We start from the raw sequence: 16,327 nt of genomic DNA, 5'->3' as shown, positions 1-16,327 counted from the left end.
GGGAGAGAATTCATGAACAAACACTTGGTTGGCGCCGTCGTGGCGGCCGCGACTGCATTTGGTGCGGGCGCTGTATCGGCACAGGATCAGACCTTCGTCACCATCGGCACCGGCGGCGTGACCGGCGTGTACTACCCGACCGGCGGCGCGATCTGCCGTCTGGTGAACCGGGGCCGGTCCGAGCATGGCATCCGCTGCGGCGTCGAATCCACCGGCGGCTCGGTCTACAACATCAACGCCATCCGTGGCGGTGAGCTGGAATTCGGCGTGGCCCAGTCCGACTGGCAGTACCACGCCTATAACGGCACCTCGCGCTTTGAAGAGCAGGGCGCCTTCGAGGGCCTGCGCGCCGTCTTCTCGGTGCATCCCGAGCCCTTCACCGTGGTCGCCCGCGCCGATGCCGGGATCGAGAGCTTCGAGGACCTGCAGGGCATGCGCGTGAATGTGGGCAACCCCGGTTCCGGTCAGCGCGGCACGATGGAAGTGCTGATGGAGGCCATGGGCTGGACGATGGACGACTTCGCCATCGCGTCAGAGCTTCAGGCCGCGGAACAGTCCCAGGCGCTGTGCGACAACAACATCGACGCGATGGTCTACACCGTCGGCCATCCCTCCGGGTCCATCCAGGAAGCCACCACCGCCTGTGACTCTGTCCTCGTGAACGTGACCGGCGACGCGGTGGACATGCTGGTTTCGGAAAACCCGTTCTACCGCACCGCCACCATCCCCGGCGGCATGTATCGCGGCAATGACGAAGACACGATGACCTTCGGTGTCGGCGCGACCTTCGTCACCTCCGCCGATGTGCCCGATGACGTGGTCTATGAAATCGTCCGCGCGGTGATGGAAAACATCGACCAGTTCCGCAGCCTGCACCCGGCCTTCGCCAATCTCGACCCGGCGGAAATGGCCAATGACGGTCTCAGCGCGCCCCTGCACCCCGGTGCCGAGCGCTACTACCGCGAGGCTGGCCTGATCGAGTGATCGGCCCCATCTGATCTGTCCCGCGGTGCCACTGCGTGCCGCGGGGCCCAAAAAGAATTCCGTTTCAAGGAAGTGATGAGGGTGGCGCGATGACCGAACCGACCGAGGGGCGCGAAGGGCGCCAGTTCTCTGACGAGGAACTACAGGATCTGGTCGCCAGCACCGACAGCGGTGCACGCGATCCATCCAATCGTTCCATCGCGCTGCTGATTTCGGGCCTGGCCCTTACGTGGTCGCTCTTCCAGCTCTGGATTGCGCAACCGCAGCTCTGGTTCGGGGAATATCTGCCGGTCCTCAACTCCTCGCAGACCCGGCCAATCCACCTGACTTTCGCCGTTCTGCTGGCCTTCATGGCCTACCCGGCTTTCAAATCCTCGCCCCGCCATCACATTCCGATTGTCGACTGGCTGCTGGCCTTGGCGGCAGGGGGCACCGCCTTTTACGTCTTCTGGTTCTCCGATGAACTGGCGCTGACCGCCCGATCCGGCCTGCCCACACAGACACAGGTGATCGTCGGCGCGATCGGCATGATGTGCCTGCTGGAGGCCAGCCGCCGCGCGCTTGGCCCGGCGTTGACCATCGTCGGATCGGTCTTCGCGCTTTATGGCTACATGGGGCAGGGCTGGCTGATCCCGGAACTGATTGAGCATGAAGGCATCTCCTTCACCTCGCTGATGAACGCGCTTTGGCTTGATACTGCTGGCGTCTTCGGCATTCCGCTTGGCGTTTCCACCGCTTTTGTCTTCCTCTTCGTCCTCTTCGGTTCGCTTCTCGATAAGGCGGGCGCGGGGAATTACTTCATCAAGCTGGCCTTCGCGGGGCTTGGCCATTTGCGCGGCGGGCCTGCCAAGGCGGCGGTTGTGGGCTCTGCCATGACCGGCCTGATTTCCGGCTCGTCCATCGCCAATGTGGTCACCACCGGCACCTTCACCATTCCCTTGATGAAGCGGGTCGGTTTCACCAATGAACAGGCCGGATCGGTCGAGGTCGCCTCTTCGGTCAACGGCCAGATCATGCCACCCGTCATGGGCGCCGCCGCCTTCCTGATGGTGGAATTCATCGGCATTTCTTATGTCGAGGTCATCAAGCACGCCTTCATCCCGGCGGTGATCTCCTACATCGCGCTGGTCTATATCGTGCATCTGGAGGCGCTGAAAAAGGACATGCCAGCCTTGGGAGAGGCCAAGAGCTTCACCGGCATGATCGTCAAGTTCTTCATCGGCTTCGCCGTCGCGGGTGCCGGGTTCACCGCGCTGATCTACGGTGTCGGCGCGCTCAAGGCCGCAACGCCCGCCCTGTCCGGCCCGATCATGATGGCGGTTCTGGCGGTGCTTTACCTGTGGCTCGTCTCCATCGCGGCCAAGCGCCCGGATCTGGAGGTCGACGATCCCAATGCCAAGGAGATCAAACTGCCCACGGTGGCAGAGGTCTATGCGACTGGTCTGCACTACATCCTGCCCATCGTGGTGCTGGTCTGGTTCCTGATGGTGGAACGCCAAAGCCCCGCGAAATCGGCCTTCTACGCTACCGGCCTGATGCTCTTCATCATCATCACGCAACGCCCCCTGAAGGCGATTTTCCGGGGGCAGGGCGGTCAGATGATGGCCGAGTTGAAGGGGGGCTTCGATGACCTGATCGACGGGCTGATCGCAGGCGCGCGCAACATGATCGGTATCGGCGTTGCCACGGCAGCCGCAGGCATCATCGTGGCCATCGTCACCAAGACGCCGATTGGCACCGAACTGGCCGGGCTCGTGGAACAGCTTTCGGGTGGCAGCCTGATCCTGATGCTGGTCTTCGTCGGGATCTTCTCGCTCATTCTCGGGATGGGCCTGCCGACAACCGCCAACTATATCGTCGTGTCTTCCCTCATGGCCTCGGTCGTTGTCTCGCTCGGCGCGCAGGAGGGGCTCATTGTGCCCCTGATCGCGGCGCATCTCTTCGTCTTCTATTTCGGCATCATGGCCGATGTGACACCACCCGTCGGGCTGGCCAGTTTCGCCGCCGCCGCCGTGTCCGGGGGCGATCCGATCAAGACCGGCTTCACCGCCTTCTTCTACAGCTTGCGCACCGTGGCGCTGCCCTTCCTGTTCATCTTCAACCCGACACTGATCCTCTATGGCGTCGATCTGGGCACCTGGGCGGGCTTCGGGCAGGCGGCGTTCATCTTCGTCATCGCCACTTTCGCGATGCTGCTCTTTGCCGCCGCAACCCAGGGCTATTTCCTGGCGAAAAGCCATATCCATGAAAGCGCCGCGCTCCTCCTTGTGGCCTTCACCCTCTTCGTGCCGAATGTCTGGCTCGACATGGTGCAACCGCCGTTCCGCGATGTGCCGCCAGCCGAGTTCGAAGCCGCCGTCGAGGCCGCCCATGACGGATCGTCCCTGCGCCTGCTGATCGAGGGGCCGGACTTCAACACCGGCGACATGACCTCCACCACCCTCGTCATGCAGATCGAGGGCGAGGGCAGCGCGGCAGAGCGCATCGACGCCAGCGGCCTGCTGCTCTTCCCCGATGGCGATGTGGTGCGGCTCGATGAACCGATGTTTGGTTCGGAAACCGCCGAGACCCTGGCCAATTTCGACTTCTACGCCGATGAACCCGTGCGCCTCGCCTCGGTCCAGACCGCCGCCGACCGCCTGCCCGCACAGATTTTCTACATCCCGGCCCTGCTGCTGCTCGGATTGGTTATCCTTCTGCAACGCCGCCGCCAGACCAAACCGGCTTTCTGAGGACCAGACCCATGTTCACATCCATCCTCCTGCCCATCGACCTGTCCGACGAGGCCACCTGGTCCAAGGCCCTGCCCGCCGCGGTGAAGCTGGCGCAATACGAGGGCGCAACGCTCCATATCGCCACCGTCGTCCCCGATTTCGGCATGTCCGTTGTGGGCAGCTACTTCCCCGAAGGGTTCGAAGAAAAGGCAATGCACGAGGTGGGCGAACGGCTGACCGGTTTCGTCAACCAGCATGTCCCTGACGGGATCGAGGTGCATCCCCATGTCCTGCATGGCCGCGTCTACGACCAGATCATCGAGGCCGCCAATCGCGTCGGCGCCGATGTGATCGTCATGGGCTCTCACCGGCCCGAACTGAAAGACTACCTGCTTGGCCCCAACGCCGCCCGCGTCGTGCGCCATGCCACCCAATCCGTTTTCGTCGTCCGCGGAGAATAGACCGATGACATCCCACATGTTCGGGCGTGGCCCCGGACCCCTTCCCACGGCTGTGCGCGGCGAAGGCTGCTATATCTATGACTCAGAAGGCCGCGCCTATCTCGACGGCTCGGGCGGCGCGGCGGTGTCCTGCCTCGGCCATTCGGACGCCGACGTGCGCGCCGCCATCCATACGCAACTGGACAAGATCGCCTTTGCCCATACCGGCTTCTTCACCTCCGAACCGGCAGAGGCGCTGGCCGACCTGCTGATCGCCCATGCCCCCGAAGGCATCGACAAGGTCTACCTTCTCTCCGGCGGGTCAGAGGCGGTGGAAGCCGCGATCAAGCTCGCCCGGCAATACCACCTCGAAACCGGCCAGCCACAGCGCCACAAGCTGATTGCACGGCGGCAGAGCTATCACGGCAACACGCTCGGTGCGCTGGCGGCGGGCGGCAATGCCTGGCGGCGGGAAAAATACGCGCCCCTTCTGGTGGAAACCCACCACATCATGCCCTGCTTCGAATATCGTGAGCGGCAGGAGGGCGAAAGCGAATGGGATTTCGGCCAGCGTGCTGCCAATGCGCTGGAAGAGGAAATCCTGCGCCAGGGGCCGGAAACCGTCATGGCTTTCATCGCCGAACCCGTGGTGGGCGCCACCGCAGGCGCGGTTCCGGCGGTAGACGGTTATTTCACGCGCATCCGGCAGATCTGCGACCAGTATGGCGTGCTGCTGATCCTCGATGAGGTCATGTGTGGCATGGGCCGGACCGGACACCTGTTTGCCTGCGAGGCAGATGGGATTTCCCCCGATATCGTCACCATCGCCAAGGGTCTCGGCGCGGGTTACGCCCCGATCGGCGCGATGCTCGCGTCCTCCAAGATCTATGAGGCCATCGAACAGGGCTCCGGCAGTTTCCAGCACGGCCATACTTATCACGGCCATCCGCTCGCCGCCGCTGCCGGTCAGGCTGTGGTCAATGCCATCGTCTCCCGCAACCTCTGCGACCGGGTCAAAGCGCAAGGCGAGGTGCTGCAGGCTGCCCTGCACGAGACTTTCGGCCAGCACGCCCATGTTGGTGACCTGCGCGGACGCGGGCTCTTCCGGGGGGTGGAGCTGGTCGAGGACCGGGCCACGAAACGCCCCTTCGATCCGGCCCGAAAGCTGCACCTGAAGGTCAAGAAGGCCGCCATGGCCGAGGGTCTCATCTGCTATCCGGCAGGCGGCACCGTGAACGGGCGCGAAGGTGACCACATCCTGCTCGCGCCCCCCTTCATCATTTCCGATGATCAGATCGGCGAGTTGGTGGGCAAGCTTTCCCGCTCCGTGGAAACCGCGCTCAACCAATGACCCGCCTCGCATCGCTGCCGCAGATCATGCTGGCCCCCAACGGGGCCCGCAAGACAAAGGCCGACCATCCTGCATTGCCGATGACCATCGCCGAGACGGTCGCCGCCGCCCGCGCCGCCCATGCCGAAGGCGCAGGCGCGCTCCACGCCCATGTGCGTGATGCGGAGGGCGGCCACAGCCTCGACGCAGGGCTTTACCGCGAACTCATCGCCGAAATGGCCCGCGCCGTTCCCGATATGCCCGTGCAGATCACCACCGAGGCCGCAGGCCGCTACAGCCCCGCCGATCAGCGCGCCGTGGTCCGGGCTGTGCGCCCCGAAGGTGTCTCTGTTGCGCTTGGCGAAATGTGGCCTGACTCCGGTCACGACCCGGATGCCAGCCGTTTCTATCACTGGGCGGCAGAGGCCGGCATCCCGGTGCAGCATATCCTCTATAGCCCCGCCGACGTGACGCGTCTGGCACAGCGCGTGGCAGCAGGCGCAATCCCCACGCCCCTGCAATTGCTCTTCGTGCTCGGCCGCTACCAACCACCGAAGCCCGCCATCCCGGACATGCTGACCGGGTTCCTGCGCGCTGTCCGAACGCTACCCGATATTCCCGATTGGGCCACCTGCGCCTTCGGTCCCGGCGAAACCGCCTGCCTCCTTGCGGCGATCAGGGCGGGTGGCAAAGCCCGCATCGGTTTCGAAAACAACCTCATAGGCCCCGACGGCACTCGCGCGCCGGATAACGCCGCAAGGGTGGCGGATCTGGTCCGCAGGCTGCAGGTCTCACGTCAACTCTCCAGGCGAAACCACGCCCCTCCCGAAGCGTCATCGCCGATCTGAACCGCCTTCACCACCGATTAACCTTAACGCGCCCCGCCTTTCATCTTGGCGACAAATACCTCCGCCGGAGGCATCCCTCCCCATCCACCAGTTCAACCGCCAGTGATGGCAGGCCAACCCCGATCCCCTCCGATCCGATGCGCCCACCTCTCACCCCGCGCGGGGGAAGGGCCTTCGAAGGCCCTTTCAAAGAGGTTTCGAAACCTCTTCCCCCGCAAGCGGCAAGGTCTTGCAACAGGTCCGGCCCCGTCTCCGGAATCCGGGCTTTGTCTGCACGAGGGGTGTACGGGGGGTGTACAAGTGGTGTACGCCCGGCGCCCCCCTGATCTCAGGTCAGAACGCCTGATCCTTCACTGCCTCCATCGAGACATGGGTCGAAGTATGACCAACGAAGGGCAGGGTGGAAATCACCTCTCCCAAAACCCGCCGATAGTCACGGATGTCACGTGTGCGCACCTTCAGAAGATAGTCGAAGGCGCCTGCGATCATATGTGCCTGCTCGATCTCCGGTACCTTCAGCGCGGCGGCATTGAACGCCTTCAGCGCATCCTCCGTCGTATCCGTCAACCGCACCTCCACGAAGGCCACATGCTCCTGCCCCAGCTTCGCCGGATCCACCACCGCCCGAAACCCCCGGATCACCCCATCCTTGCGCAGCCGGTTCACCCGCATCTGACACGGTGTCTTGGACAACCCGATCTTCTGGGCGATCTCGGTGACCGGCATGCGCCCGTCGCTCAGCAGCAGGGAAACGATCTTTCTGTCGAAGCGGTCAAGTTGACTTTCCATGTGCCCTCTTGCGATTTTTCGGCCTCAAATTGCCACCGCAATAGGGCGATCCGTCGGATTATTCAACAAGGAAAGGCAACCTGACTTTGACGAAGATGCTAGATTTGGCCATCCCTTCACCTTGAGGTTCGCCATGTCTCCCCTTGCCGATCTGCGTCAGGCCATCCGTGCCGACCACCTGGCCGATGAGGCCCTGCTTATCGACCGATTGACCCGCGCCCACGCGCCCGACAAAGCCGCCCGCGCCCGCATGGCCGCTTCTGCAGCCGAGCTTGTCAATGCCATCCGCAATGACAGCAAACCGGGCCTCATGGAGGTGTTCCTGGCCGAATACGGGTTGTCGACCGAAGAAGGCGTCGCGCTCATGTGTCTGGCCGAGGCGCTGCTCAGGGTGCCCGACGCGGACACCATGGATGCACTGATCGAAGACAAGATCGCACCGTCGGAATGGGGCAAGCATCTGGGCCGCTCCACGTCTTCACTGGTCAACGCGTCGACCTGGGGGCTGATGCTGACCGGCAAGGTGTTGAAAGAAAACGCCGAACCCGGCCTGACCGCGACCCTGCGCGGGGCCGTGAAGCGCTTGGGCGAGCCGGTGATCCGTGTCGCCGTGGGTCGTGCGATGAAGGAAATGGGCCAGCAATTCGTGTTGGGCGAAACCATCGGCGAGGCCGTCAAGCGCGGCAGGACCCGCACCGCGCAGGGCTTCACCTATTCCTATGACATGCTGGGTGAGGCCGCGATGACGGCCCATGACGCCGACCATTTCTTTGACGCCTACAAGGAGGCCATCGCCAAGCTGGCAACCGAAGCCAAACATGATGACATCCGCGCCAATCCCGGCATCTCGATCAAGCTGTCGGCGCTGCATCCGCGCTATGAGGAAAACAAGTCGGATCGGGTCATGACCGAACTGGTCCCCCGTGTATTGGAGCTTGCGCAGGATGCCAAATCCGCCGGTATGGGCCTCAATATCGACGCGGAAGAGGCGGATCGCCTGGATATCTCGCTCGACGTGATCGAGGCGGTTCTGCGCGACGAAAGCCTCGCCGGATGGGACGGGTTCGGCGTGGTGGTACAGGCCTATGGCAAGCGCGCGCCGGGTGTGATCGACTGGCTGCATGCGCTGGCCAGTGAGCTTGACCGCAAGATCATGGTCCGCCTCGTGAAAGGTGCCTACTGGGACACGGAAATCAAGCGCGCGCAGGTCGAGGGGTTGCCGGGTTTCCCTGTCTACACCCGCAAACCGGCGACCGACGTGGCCTATCTGTGCTGCGCGCGGAAATTGCTTGGCTATTCCGACCGCATCTATGCGCAATTCGCCACCCACAACGCCCATTCGGCGGCGGCGATCCTCGACATGGCCGAGGATTTCGACGCCTTCGAATTTCAGCGCCTGCACGGCATGGGCGAGGCGCTGCATGACATCCTGCACAAGCGCAACGCCACCCGCTGCCGGATCTATGCGCCGGTCGGTGCGCATCGGGATCTGCTGGCCTATCTCGTCCGGCGGCTTCTGGAAAACGGGGCGAACAGCAGCTTCGTCAACCAGATCGTGGACGAGGATGTACCCGCAGAGGTGGTCGGTGCCGACCCGTTCGAGCAACTGGAGGAAGCCGCGAAAACCCCTGCGCCGGGTGTCATCGCGCCGCCGCAGCTTTTCGGAAAGCGGCGCAATTCCAAAGGGTTCGACCTGCATTCCCGCGATGATCTTGCCGCGATTGAGGCCGCGCGCGCGCCTTTCGCGGATCGTCAGTGGCAGGCCGAACCGCTGCTGGCCGGGCCGGTGCAGGGCGAGGCCGCGATGGATGTGGTGAACCCCGCCAAGCCGGGCGATATCGTGGGCCGCGTGTCCGAGGCGACGGAGGCGGATGTGGAGACCGCGCTCAACGCCGCGCGCATCTGGGACGCGCCAGCGGCAGATCGCCGGGCCGCGCTGCTGAAAGCCGCCGATCTTTATGAAGAGCATTTTGGCGAGATCTTCGCGGTATTGACGCGAGAGGCCGGAAAGACCCTGATGGACGGCGTGGCCGAGCTGCGCGAGGCGGTGGATTTCCTGCGCTACTACGCGGAGCAGGCGACAGAGGACGCCCCGCGAGGCATCTTCACCTGCGTTTCCCCCTGGAACTTCCCGCTGGCCATCTTTACCGGTCAGATCGCGGCGGCCTTGGCGGCGGGCAATGCGGTGCTGGCGAAACCGGCGGAGACCACGACGCTGATGGCCAGCATCGGCGTGCGGTTGATGCATGAGGCGGGCGTTCCCGTCCACGCGCTGCAACTGCTGCCGGGCAAGGGCAGCCGTATCGGCGGGCTGCTGACGGGCGACAGCCGCGTGGCGGGGGTGTGCTTCACCGGCTCGACCGCCACCGCGCAGCGCATCAACCGGGCGATGGCGGACAAGGTCGCGCCGCATGCGCCGTTGATTGCTGAAACGGGTGGTCTGAACGCGATGATCGTGGATTCCACCGCGCTGCCGGAACAGGCGGTGCGCGATATCGTGGCGTCCAGCTTCCAGTCGGCAGGCCAGCGCTGTTCGGCTCTGCGCTGCCTTTACGTGCAGCAGGATATCGCGCCATCGTTCCTGAAGATGCTGAAGGGCGCGATGGATGAGCTGACGGTTGCCGACCCATGGGATCCGGCCACCGATGTGGGACCGATCATCTCGGTCCCGGCGCGCGATGATATTGCGGGATACGTGGCGAAAGCCCGTGCCGAGGGTCGGGTGTTGCACGAGGTTGCAGCGCCAGAAGAGGGGTCATTCCTTGCCCCGGTTGCGATCAAGGTCAACGGCATCGCAGAGATGGAGAAAGAGGTGTTCGGCCCGGTCCTTCATGTTGCGACTTTCAAGGCGACCGAGATCGACCGGGTGATTGCCGACGTGAATGCCAAGGGCTTCGGCCTGACCTTCGGGTTGCACACCCGCATTGACGACCGCGTGCAGCACATCACCGAGGCGGTGAAGGCGGGCAATATCTACGTCAACCGCAACCAGATCGGGGCCATCGTGGGCAGCCAGCCTTTCGGGGGCGAGGGGCTGTCGGGCACCGGGCCCAAGGCGGGCGGGCCTGCCTATGTGGCCCGGTTCCGTGCGGTCAGCACCCCCACGGCGCCTGCGCGGGGCGGCAAGGGTGCGGACCCCGTGCAGGTACAGGCGGCGCTGGACAGGGCGGTGACGGACACGCTGAAGCGACGCAACACCGAGAGCCTGCCGGGCCCCACGGGTGAATCGAACCGCCTGTCGATCTTCCCGCGCGGCACGGTCCTGTGCCTTGGCCCGACCGAGGAAGCGGCGGCCGAACAGGTGCGCATTGCCGAATGGGCGGGATGCAAGGCCGTGGCCGTGGCCCCCGGTGCGGAAATCGACGGGGTGTTGCAGGCCGAGGCGCTGACCGATCTGCAAGGCTTCGCCGTCGTTGCCTATGATGGGCCGGAGGAGCCTGCCCGCGCGATCCGCACGGCGTTGGCGGCGCGCGAGGGGCGGCTTATCCCGCTTGCCTCCCGCGCCGATCTGGCCGCCATGTGCCGGCTGGAACGGCATGTCTGCATCGACACCACGGCGGCGGGGGGCAATGCCTCGCTTCTGGCGGCGGCAAGCTGACGGGTGGGGCCTTAGCGGCCCCGCCACACCATCACCGATTTCACCGCCTCGGGGATCAGGACCAGCGGCAGGGCCAGAAGGCCGATCATCTGCCAGTGCGCGACCCCGAGCGGCACGGTGCCAAGCAGCAGTTGCAGGGGCGGCCAGTAGACGGCGGCGACCTGCGCGGCCAGCATCGCCACAAGCGCCAGCAGCAGCAGCGGGTTGGAGACCAGCCCGATCTTCCAGCAGGGTTGCCGGAACGACCGGAAGGCGAAGACGCTCATCTTCTCGAAAACGACGATGGCGGTGAAGGCGGCGGTGCGGGCGAGGTCCTCACCCTGCGGCAAGAGCGTGTAGAACACCCACAGCCCGGCGGTGCCCGCATAGGCCCCGAAGGCGAGGATCATGGCCAGCCCCGCAGGCCCGACGATCCCTGCCTTCATCGGGCGGGGCGGGTCCTCCATCTGGTCCTTGGTGGCCTTCTCCAGCCCGAGCGCAACGGCGGTCACGCCATCGGTGATGAGGTTCATCCACAGGATCTGGGTGGCCAGCAGAATGAGAGGGCCGCCGAGGTAGAGGTTGACAAGGATCGCCACGACCTCGCCCGCGTTGGAGGACAGGAGATAGCGCACGAAGCGCTGCACGTTCTCGAACTGCCGCCGCCCTTCGCGGACAACCCGAACGATGGTGGCAAAATTGTCGTCGAGCAGCACCAGATCGGCGGCGTCCTTGGCCACGTCGGTGCCGCGAATGCCCATGGCGACGCCGATATCGGCGCGTTTCAGGGCGGGCGCGTCGTTCACTCCGTCGCCCGTCATGGCCACGATCTGACCCTCGGCCTGCAACGCCTCGACCAGCCGCATCTTGTGGGCAGGCGCGGTACGGGCGAAGACCACGTCCTGCGCCAGCAAGGCGCGCAGGTCGTCATTGCTCGCTGCGTCCACCCGGTCACCCGTCACCACCTGCGCAACCGGCAAGCCGACCTGCCGCGCGATGGCCTGCGCCGTGACCGGGCTGTCGCCGGTGATCATGATCACACGGATACCGGCGGACCGGCAGGCAGAGACGGCGGCGGGCACTTCGGGCCGGGGCGGGTCGATCAGGCCCACGAGGCCCAGAAAGGTCAGGTCTTCCTCCGCCGCGCCCTCGCCCGCGACGGGGGCAGAGGCCAGCGCGATGACCCGCAGCCCCTCGCCCGCCATGTCCGCATAGGCGGTTTCGATTATCTGTCGGTTAGGGTCGGTCATGGGCACCGGGCCGTCCGGCCCCGCCACATGGGAACAGACGTCGAGGATCGCCTCGGGCGCGCCCTTGGCGTAGAGCACCGGGCCGCCATTGCAGGTGGAGACCACGCTCATCCGCTTGCGCTCGGACGAAAACGCCTGTTCCGACAACACGCAGGCCGGGTCGGGCAGGGGCGCCCACCCCTTGTAGGCCAGCGTCATCAACGCGCCTTCCGTGGGTTCGCCCACCATCTGCCACTGCCCGGCCTTCTGCCGCAGGCTGGCATGGTTGCAGACCATCGCGCAGTCCAGCAGCTCGGACAGAACCGGGTCAGCGCCATGGCGCAGGGGGCCGTCCCGCCCTTCGATCCTGCCAGATGGGTCGTAGCCGGTGCCAGAGACCTTCAAGACCCGGTCGTCTGGCAACCATACTCTTGCTGCCGTCATCTTGTTTTCCGTCAGGGTTCCGGTCTTGTCGGTGCAGATGACGGATGCCGCGCCGAGCGTCTCGACCGCCTGCAAGCGCCGGGCCAAGGCGTGATGGCGGACCATGGCCGCAGCCCCGAGCGCCAGGGTGATCGTGACGACGGCGGGCAGGCCCTCCGGCACGATGGCGACGGCCAGCGACAGGCCGGTCATGAACATGTCCAGCAGGTCTTGCCCCACAGCCAGCCCCGCCGTGATGACCGCCGCGCCGAGCGCGATCGCGGCGAATCCCATCTGCCGGGCCAGAACGCCCAGTTGCCGGGTCAGGTGGGTCTGCTTTTCGCCAACCGATCCCGTCAGTTCCGCGATCTGGCCGAACTGGGTGCGGCTGCCGGTGGCGGTCACGATCCCCTCGGCCCGGCCTGCCACGACCGAGGTGCCCATGTGGACCGTCGCATCCTCGCCCGATTTGTCGACGGGCAGGGATTCCCCGGTCAGCACGCTTTCATCGAGTTTGAGTTGCAACGCGATGTGAAGGGCAATGTCTGCCGGCACCCGGTCGCCTGCCTCCATCACCACCAGGTCGCCGGGCACGATGGCCGATGTCTCGATCATCTGCTGCTGACCGTCGCGCACCACCCGCGTCTTGGGGTCCAGCATTCGGCGCAACGCGGCAAGCGCGGTTTCGGCCCGCCATTCCTGAACGAAACCAAGGACGCCGTTCAGCACAACCACCAACCCGATGGCCAGCGCGTCAATCACCTCGCCTAGCGCCGCTGCGATGATCATGGCCGCGATCAGCACCAGCACCAGAAACCCCGTGAACTGGCGCGCGAAGATGCGCAGAGGCGAAATCGCCTGCGCCTCGGCCAGCCGGTTGGGGCCGTGCTCCGCCAGGCGGCGGGCGGCCTCGGCACTGGTCAGGCCGGTGGGGGCGGGCTGGGTCATGGCGCGTGGTCCTCTGCGGTCCGGGGCAGGCTAGGGTGTCGCGCGGCGCGGCACCTTGACGGATATCAAGCCGGGCCGGGCTTGCCCCCGCCGCGATATCCCGCGATGAAGGGGAAAAGGCGCACGCGCGCCGCATCAGGAGGGATGAGACATGGCGAAAGTGGCGTTTCTGGGTCTGGGTGTGATGGGCTACCCGATGGCGGGGCATCTGCAGGCGGCGGGGCATGAGGTGACAGTCTATAACCGCACCACCGCGAAGGCGGAAAAATGGGCAGCACAGCATGGCGGCGCCCATGGCGCGACCCCGCGCGAAGCCGTGGCCGGTTGCGATTTCGTAATGGCCTGTGTCGGCAATGACGACGACCTGCGGTCCGTGGTCCTGGGAGAGGACGGGGCGTTTGCGGGCATGAAAGAGGGCGCGATCTTCGTCGATCACACCACGGTGTCGGCCATCGTGACGCGCGAGCTGGCCGAGGTTGGCACCGAAAAAGGCATCGCCTGGGTCGATGCGCCGGTCTCGGGCGGGCAGGCGGGGGCCGAGAACGGCCAGCTCGCCATCATGTGCGGCGGCAATGACGTGCCATATGCGGCGGCGGTTCCGGTGATGGATGCCTATGCCAAGGCGATCGAGCATTTCGGACCTGTCGGGTCCGGCCAGATCACCAAGATGGTCAATCAGGTCTGTATCGTGGGCGCGGTGCAGAGCATCTCCGAGGGGCTGTACTTTGCCATGAAGGCGGGTCTCGACGCCAAGAAGGTGGCCAATCTGGTTTCCCAGGGCGCGGGCGGGTCGTGGCAGCTGGCCAATCGCGCCGAAACGATGGTGGATAATCATTTCGAGCATGGCTTTGCCGTCGACTGGATGCGCAAGGATCTGGGCATCGCGCTGGAACAGGGCAAGGAGATGGGCCTCTCGCTGCCGGTCACGGCGCTTGTCGACCAGTTCTATGCCGAGGTGCAGCAGCTTGGCGGTGGCCGTTGGGACACCTCCAGCCTGATCCAGCGGTTCCGCAAGATGAACGGCGAAGAGATCTGAGACCACGGGCAAAGGACAAGGCAGCGTGAGCGTCAATCTGGGCGATCTGTGGGATGGGGCGTGGCACGGGTTCGATGCCGTGATCGACGTGCGCGCGCCCGCCGAGTTCGCCGAGGACCACCTGCCTGGCGCAATTACCCTGCCTGTCCTGTCGGATGAGGAACGCGCCCGTGTGGGCACGATCTACAAGCAGGTCAGCCCCTTTGATGCCCGCAAGATCGGCGCGGCTTTGGTCGCCCGCAATGCCGCGGCGCATATCGAAAGCCAGCTCATGGACAAGCCCGGCGGCTGGCAACCGCTGGTCTATTGCTGGCGCGGCGGACAGCGGTCCAATTCCTTCGCGACGATCCTGCGCCAGATCGGCTGGCGGGTGGAGGTGCTGGAGGGCGGCTATCGCAGCTACCGCCGCGCGGTGGTTGATGCGCTTTACCACAAGGGGTTGCCCTTCCGGCTGATCCGGCTCGACGGCAATACCGGCACCGCCAAGACCGCGCTTCTGCCCCTCCTGAAGGATCGAGGGGTGCAGGTCGTGGACCTTGAGGGGCTGGCCGGTCATCGCGGGTCGATCCTGGGGGCGGTCACTTGCGGGCAGCCGTCCCAGAAGGGTTTTGAATCGGGGCTGATCACCGCGTTCCAGGGCCTCGACCCGGCCCGGCCCGTGGTGGTGGAGGCGGAATCGGCCCGCATCGGCGCGCTGCGCCTGCCGCCGGCCCTATGGCACGCCATGATCCGCGCGCCTCGTGTCGAGATCGGGGCCCCCGTGCCGGTCCGCGCGGCCTATCTGGCGCGCGCCTATGCGGACCTGTTGGCCGATCCCGACGAGTTGACGCGCCTGCTGGAGGGTCTGCGGGCCCTTGTCGGGGCAGAGCGTGTGGCAGAGTGGGGAAAAATGATCGCGGCGCAGAACTGGCATGCGCTTGCAGAAGGGCTGGTCGTGCACCACTACGATCCCGCCTATTCCCGCGCCCGCAAGCGCGACGATGCGCCAACCGCCGCTGTGGTCGAGGCCACAGAGCTGACCGAGGACGCCTTGCCGGATCTGGCCGACCGGCTGGCGCGGGTGTTAGGCGATATCGATCCGGGATGACCCCTCGGTGATCTCTCCGATCTCGACAGCCGGAACCCCGATATCCTGCAAGGCGCGAAACACCTGATCCGCCTTGTCGGCCGGCACCGCTGCCAGCAATCCACCCGAGGTTTGCGGATCGAAAAGGATCGGGTCGGCAAGCCCATTGATCGCCCCCAGAACCGCCGCTTCGTTCGCCCCGTGAATGGTTGACCGCAGGCCCGTGGCCAGCAGGTCGTTCGCGCCGGGCAGAACCGGGACGCTGGCCTGATCCAGCCGGGCCGCGACGCCCGACGCTTCGCAGATGTTCCACAAATGCCCGGCAAGCCCGAAGCCGGTCACATCGGTCATTGCGGTCGCATGCGGGGCGAGGATACGCGCGGCATTGCCCGAACTTGTGGCCATCTGTGCCCAAGCCCCCGCCACGACATGCCCCGGTGCTTCAAGCTGCATCTCCGCCGCCAGAATGACGCCCGTGCCAAGCGGTTTCGTCAGCAACAGCCGATCCCCGGGCCGCGCCCCCGCCAGCGTGATCGCAGGCCCGTCCAGCAGCCCCGTTACCGTGAACCCGATGGTCAGCTCATCGCCCATGGAGCTGTGGCCGCCGACGATCTCGGCCCCCTCTGCGGCAAACACGTGCGCAGCCTCGGCCATGATCTCCGCCATCCAGCGGCTTTGCAGTTCGGGCGACAGGCGCGGCAGGATCAGCGTCGCCAGCGCCGACTGGGGCTGTGCCCCCATGGCCCAACAATCCCCAAGTGCGTGAATGGCGGCAATCCGCGCTTGCAGGGCATGGTCGTTTGTGAAGCCGCGCAGATGGTCGGTGGTCAGGACCTGCCGCGCCGCGCCGATCTGCAGAACGGCGGCGTCATCACCGGGGTCCGACAGCACATCGGACCGGGTTCGGGCAGGCAGCGAGGCGAGCGCCGATTTCAGACTGCCC

At 65.5% G+C, this 16,327-nt stretch carries 11 protein-coding genes; 8 read left to right on the top strand and 3 right to left on the bottom strand.

All coding sequences use genetic code 11. From position 1 onward, the window contains the following. Positions 1–12 precede the first annotated feature (12 nt). The 5 genes from RBB16_RS10455 (at position 13) to RBB16_RS10435 (ending at position 6,316) form a co-directional block, all read left to right on the top strand. Positions 13–984 (top strand): TAXI family TRAP transporter solute-binding subunit, encoded by a 972-nt coding sequence (locus RBB16_RS10455; RefSeq protein WP_306046112.1) that lies wholly within the window; start codon positions 13–15, stop codon positions 982–984. An 89-nt stretch (positions 985–1,073) separates the two neighbouring features. Then, positions 1,074–3,716, top strand: a complete 2,643-nt coding sequence (locus RBB16_RS10450; RefSeq protein ID WP_306046111.1) for a TRAP transporter permease — start codon at positions 1,074–1,076, stop codon at positions 3,714–3,716. An 11-nt stretch (positions 3,717–3,727) separates the two neighbouring features. Then, positions 3,728–4,159 carry a universal stress protein gene (locus RBB16_RS10445; protein WP_306046110.1) on the top strand — a complete coding sequence of 144 codons (432 nt, stop codon included), beginning with the start codon at positions 3,728–3,730 and terminating at the stop codon, positions 4,157–4,159. A gap of 4 nt (positions 4,160–4,163) precedes the next feature. Then, the gene (locus RBB16_RS10440; RefSeq protein ID WP_306046109.1) at positions 4,164–5,489 is read left to right on the top strand and encodes an aspartate aminotransferase family protein; all 1,326 of its coding nucleotides are present in this window, start codon (positions 4,164–4,166) and stop codon (positions 5,487–5,489) included. After that, positions 5,486–6,316, top strand: coding sequence for a 3-keto-5-aminohexanoate cleavage protein (locus tag RBB16_RS10435; protein ID WP_306046108.1), 831 nt, complete (start codon positions 5,486–5,488; stop codon positions 6,314–6,316). The genes RBB16_RS10440 and RBB16_RS10435 overlap by 4 nt, the downstream gene beginning before the upstream one ends. Positions 6,317–6,649: 333 nt before the next feature. On the opposite strand, the gene RBB16_RS10430 is transcribed toward RBB16_RS10435, so the two are convergent. Continuing rightward, complete coding sequence (locus RBB16_RS10430; protein WP_071689187.1) at positions 6,650–7,105, bottom strand: Lrp/AsnC family transcriptional regulator; 456 nt, start codon at positions 7,103–7,105, stop codon at positions 6,650–6,652. 133 nt (positions 7,106–7,238) lie between these two features. Between RBB16_RS10430 and putA the strand changes: the two genes are divergently transcribed. Continuing rightward, a complete protein-coding gene (gene putA / locus RBB16_RS10425; RefSeq protein ID WP_306046107.1) occupies positions 7,239–10,703 on the top strand; it encodes a bifunctional proline dehydrogenase/L-glutamate gamma-semialdehyde dehydrogenase PutA in 3,465 nt (1,154 codons plus the stop codon). A gap of 11 nt (positions 10,704–10,714) precedes the next feature. Here putA and RBB16_RS10420 read toward each other — a convergent pair whose 3' ends face one another. Further along, positions 10,715–13,282 (bottom strand): cation-transporting P-type ATPase, encoded by a 2,568-nt coding sequence (locus tag RBB16_RS10420; RefSeq protein WP_306046106.1) that lies wholly within the window; start codon positions 13,280–13,282, stop codon positions 10,715–10,717. Positions 13,283–13,433: 151 nt separating this feature from the next. On the opposite strand from RBB16_RS10420, the gene RBB16_RS10415 reads away from it, so the two are divergent. Together RBB16_RS10415 and mnmH are read left to right on the top strand one after the other, a co-directional pair. Next, a complete protein-coding gene (locus RBB16_RS10415; RefSeq protein ID WP_306046105.1) occupies positions 13,434–14,318 on the top strand; it encodes an NAD(P)-dependent oxidoreductase in 885 nt (294 codons plus the stop codon). Between the two features lie 25 nt (positions 14,319–14,343). Beyond that, entirely contained in the window at positions 14,344–15,405 is a 1,062-nt protein-coding gene (gene mnmH, locus RBB16_RS10410) for a tRNA 2-selenouridine(34) synthase MnmH (protein WP_306046104.1), read from the top strand. On the opposite strand, the gene selD is transcribed toward mnmH, so the two are convergent. Then, the coding region (gene selD / locus RBB16_RS10405; protein WP_306046103.1) for a selenide, water dikinase SelD at positions 15,382–16,327 on the bottom strand (946 nt) is incomplete at its 5' end. The two genes, mnmH and selD, sit on opposite strands and share 24 nt — an antisense overlap.

The organism is Nioella sp. MMSF_3534 (assembly GCF_030732985.1).
In the GTDB taxonomy this organism is placed as follows: Bacteria; Pseudomonadota; Alphaproteobacteria; order Rhodobacterales; family Rhodobacteraceae; genus Nioella.
This window is presented reverse-complemented; position numbering and strand designations above follow the sequence as displayed.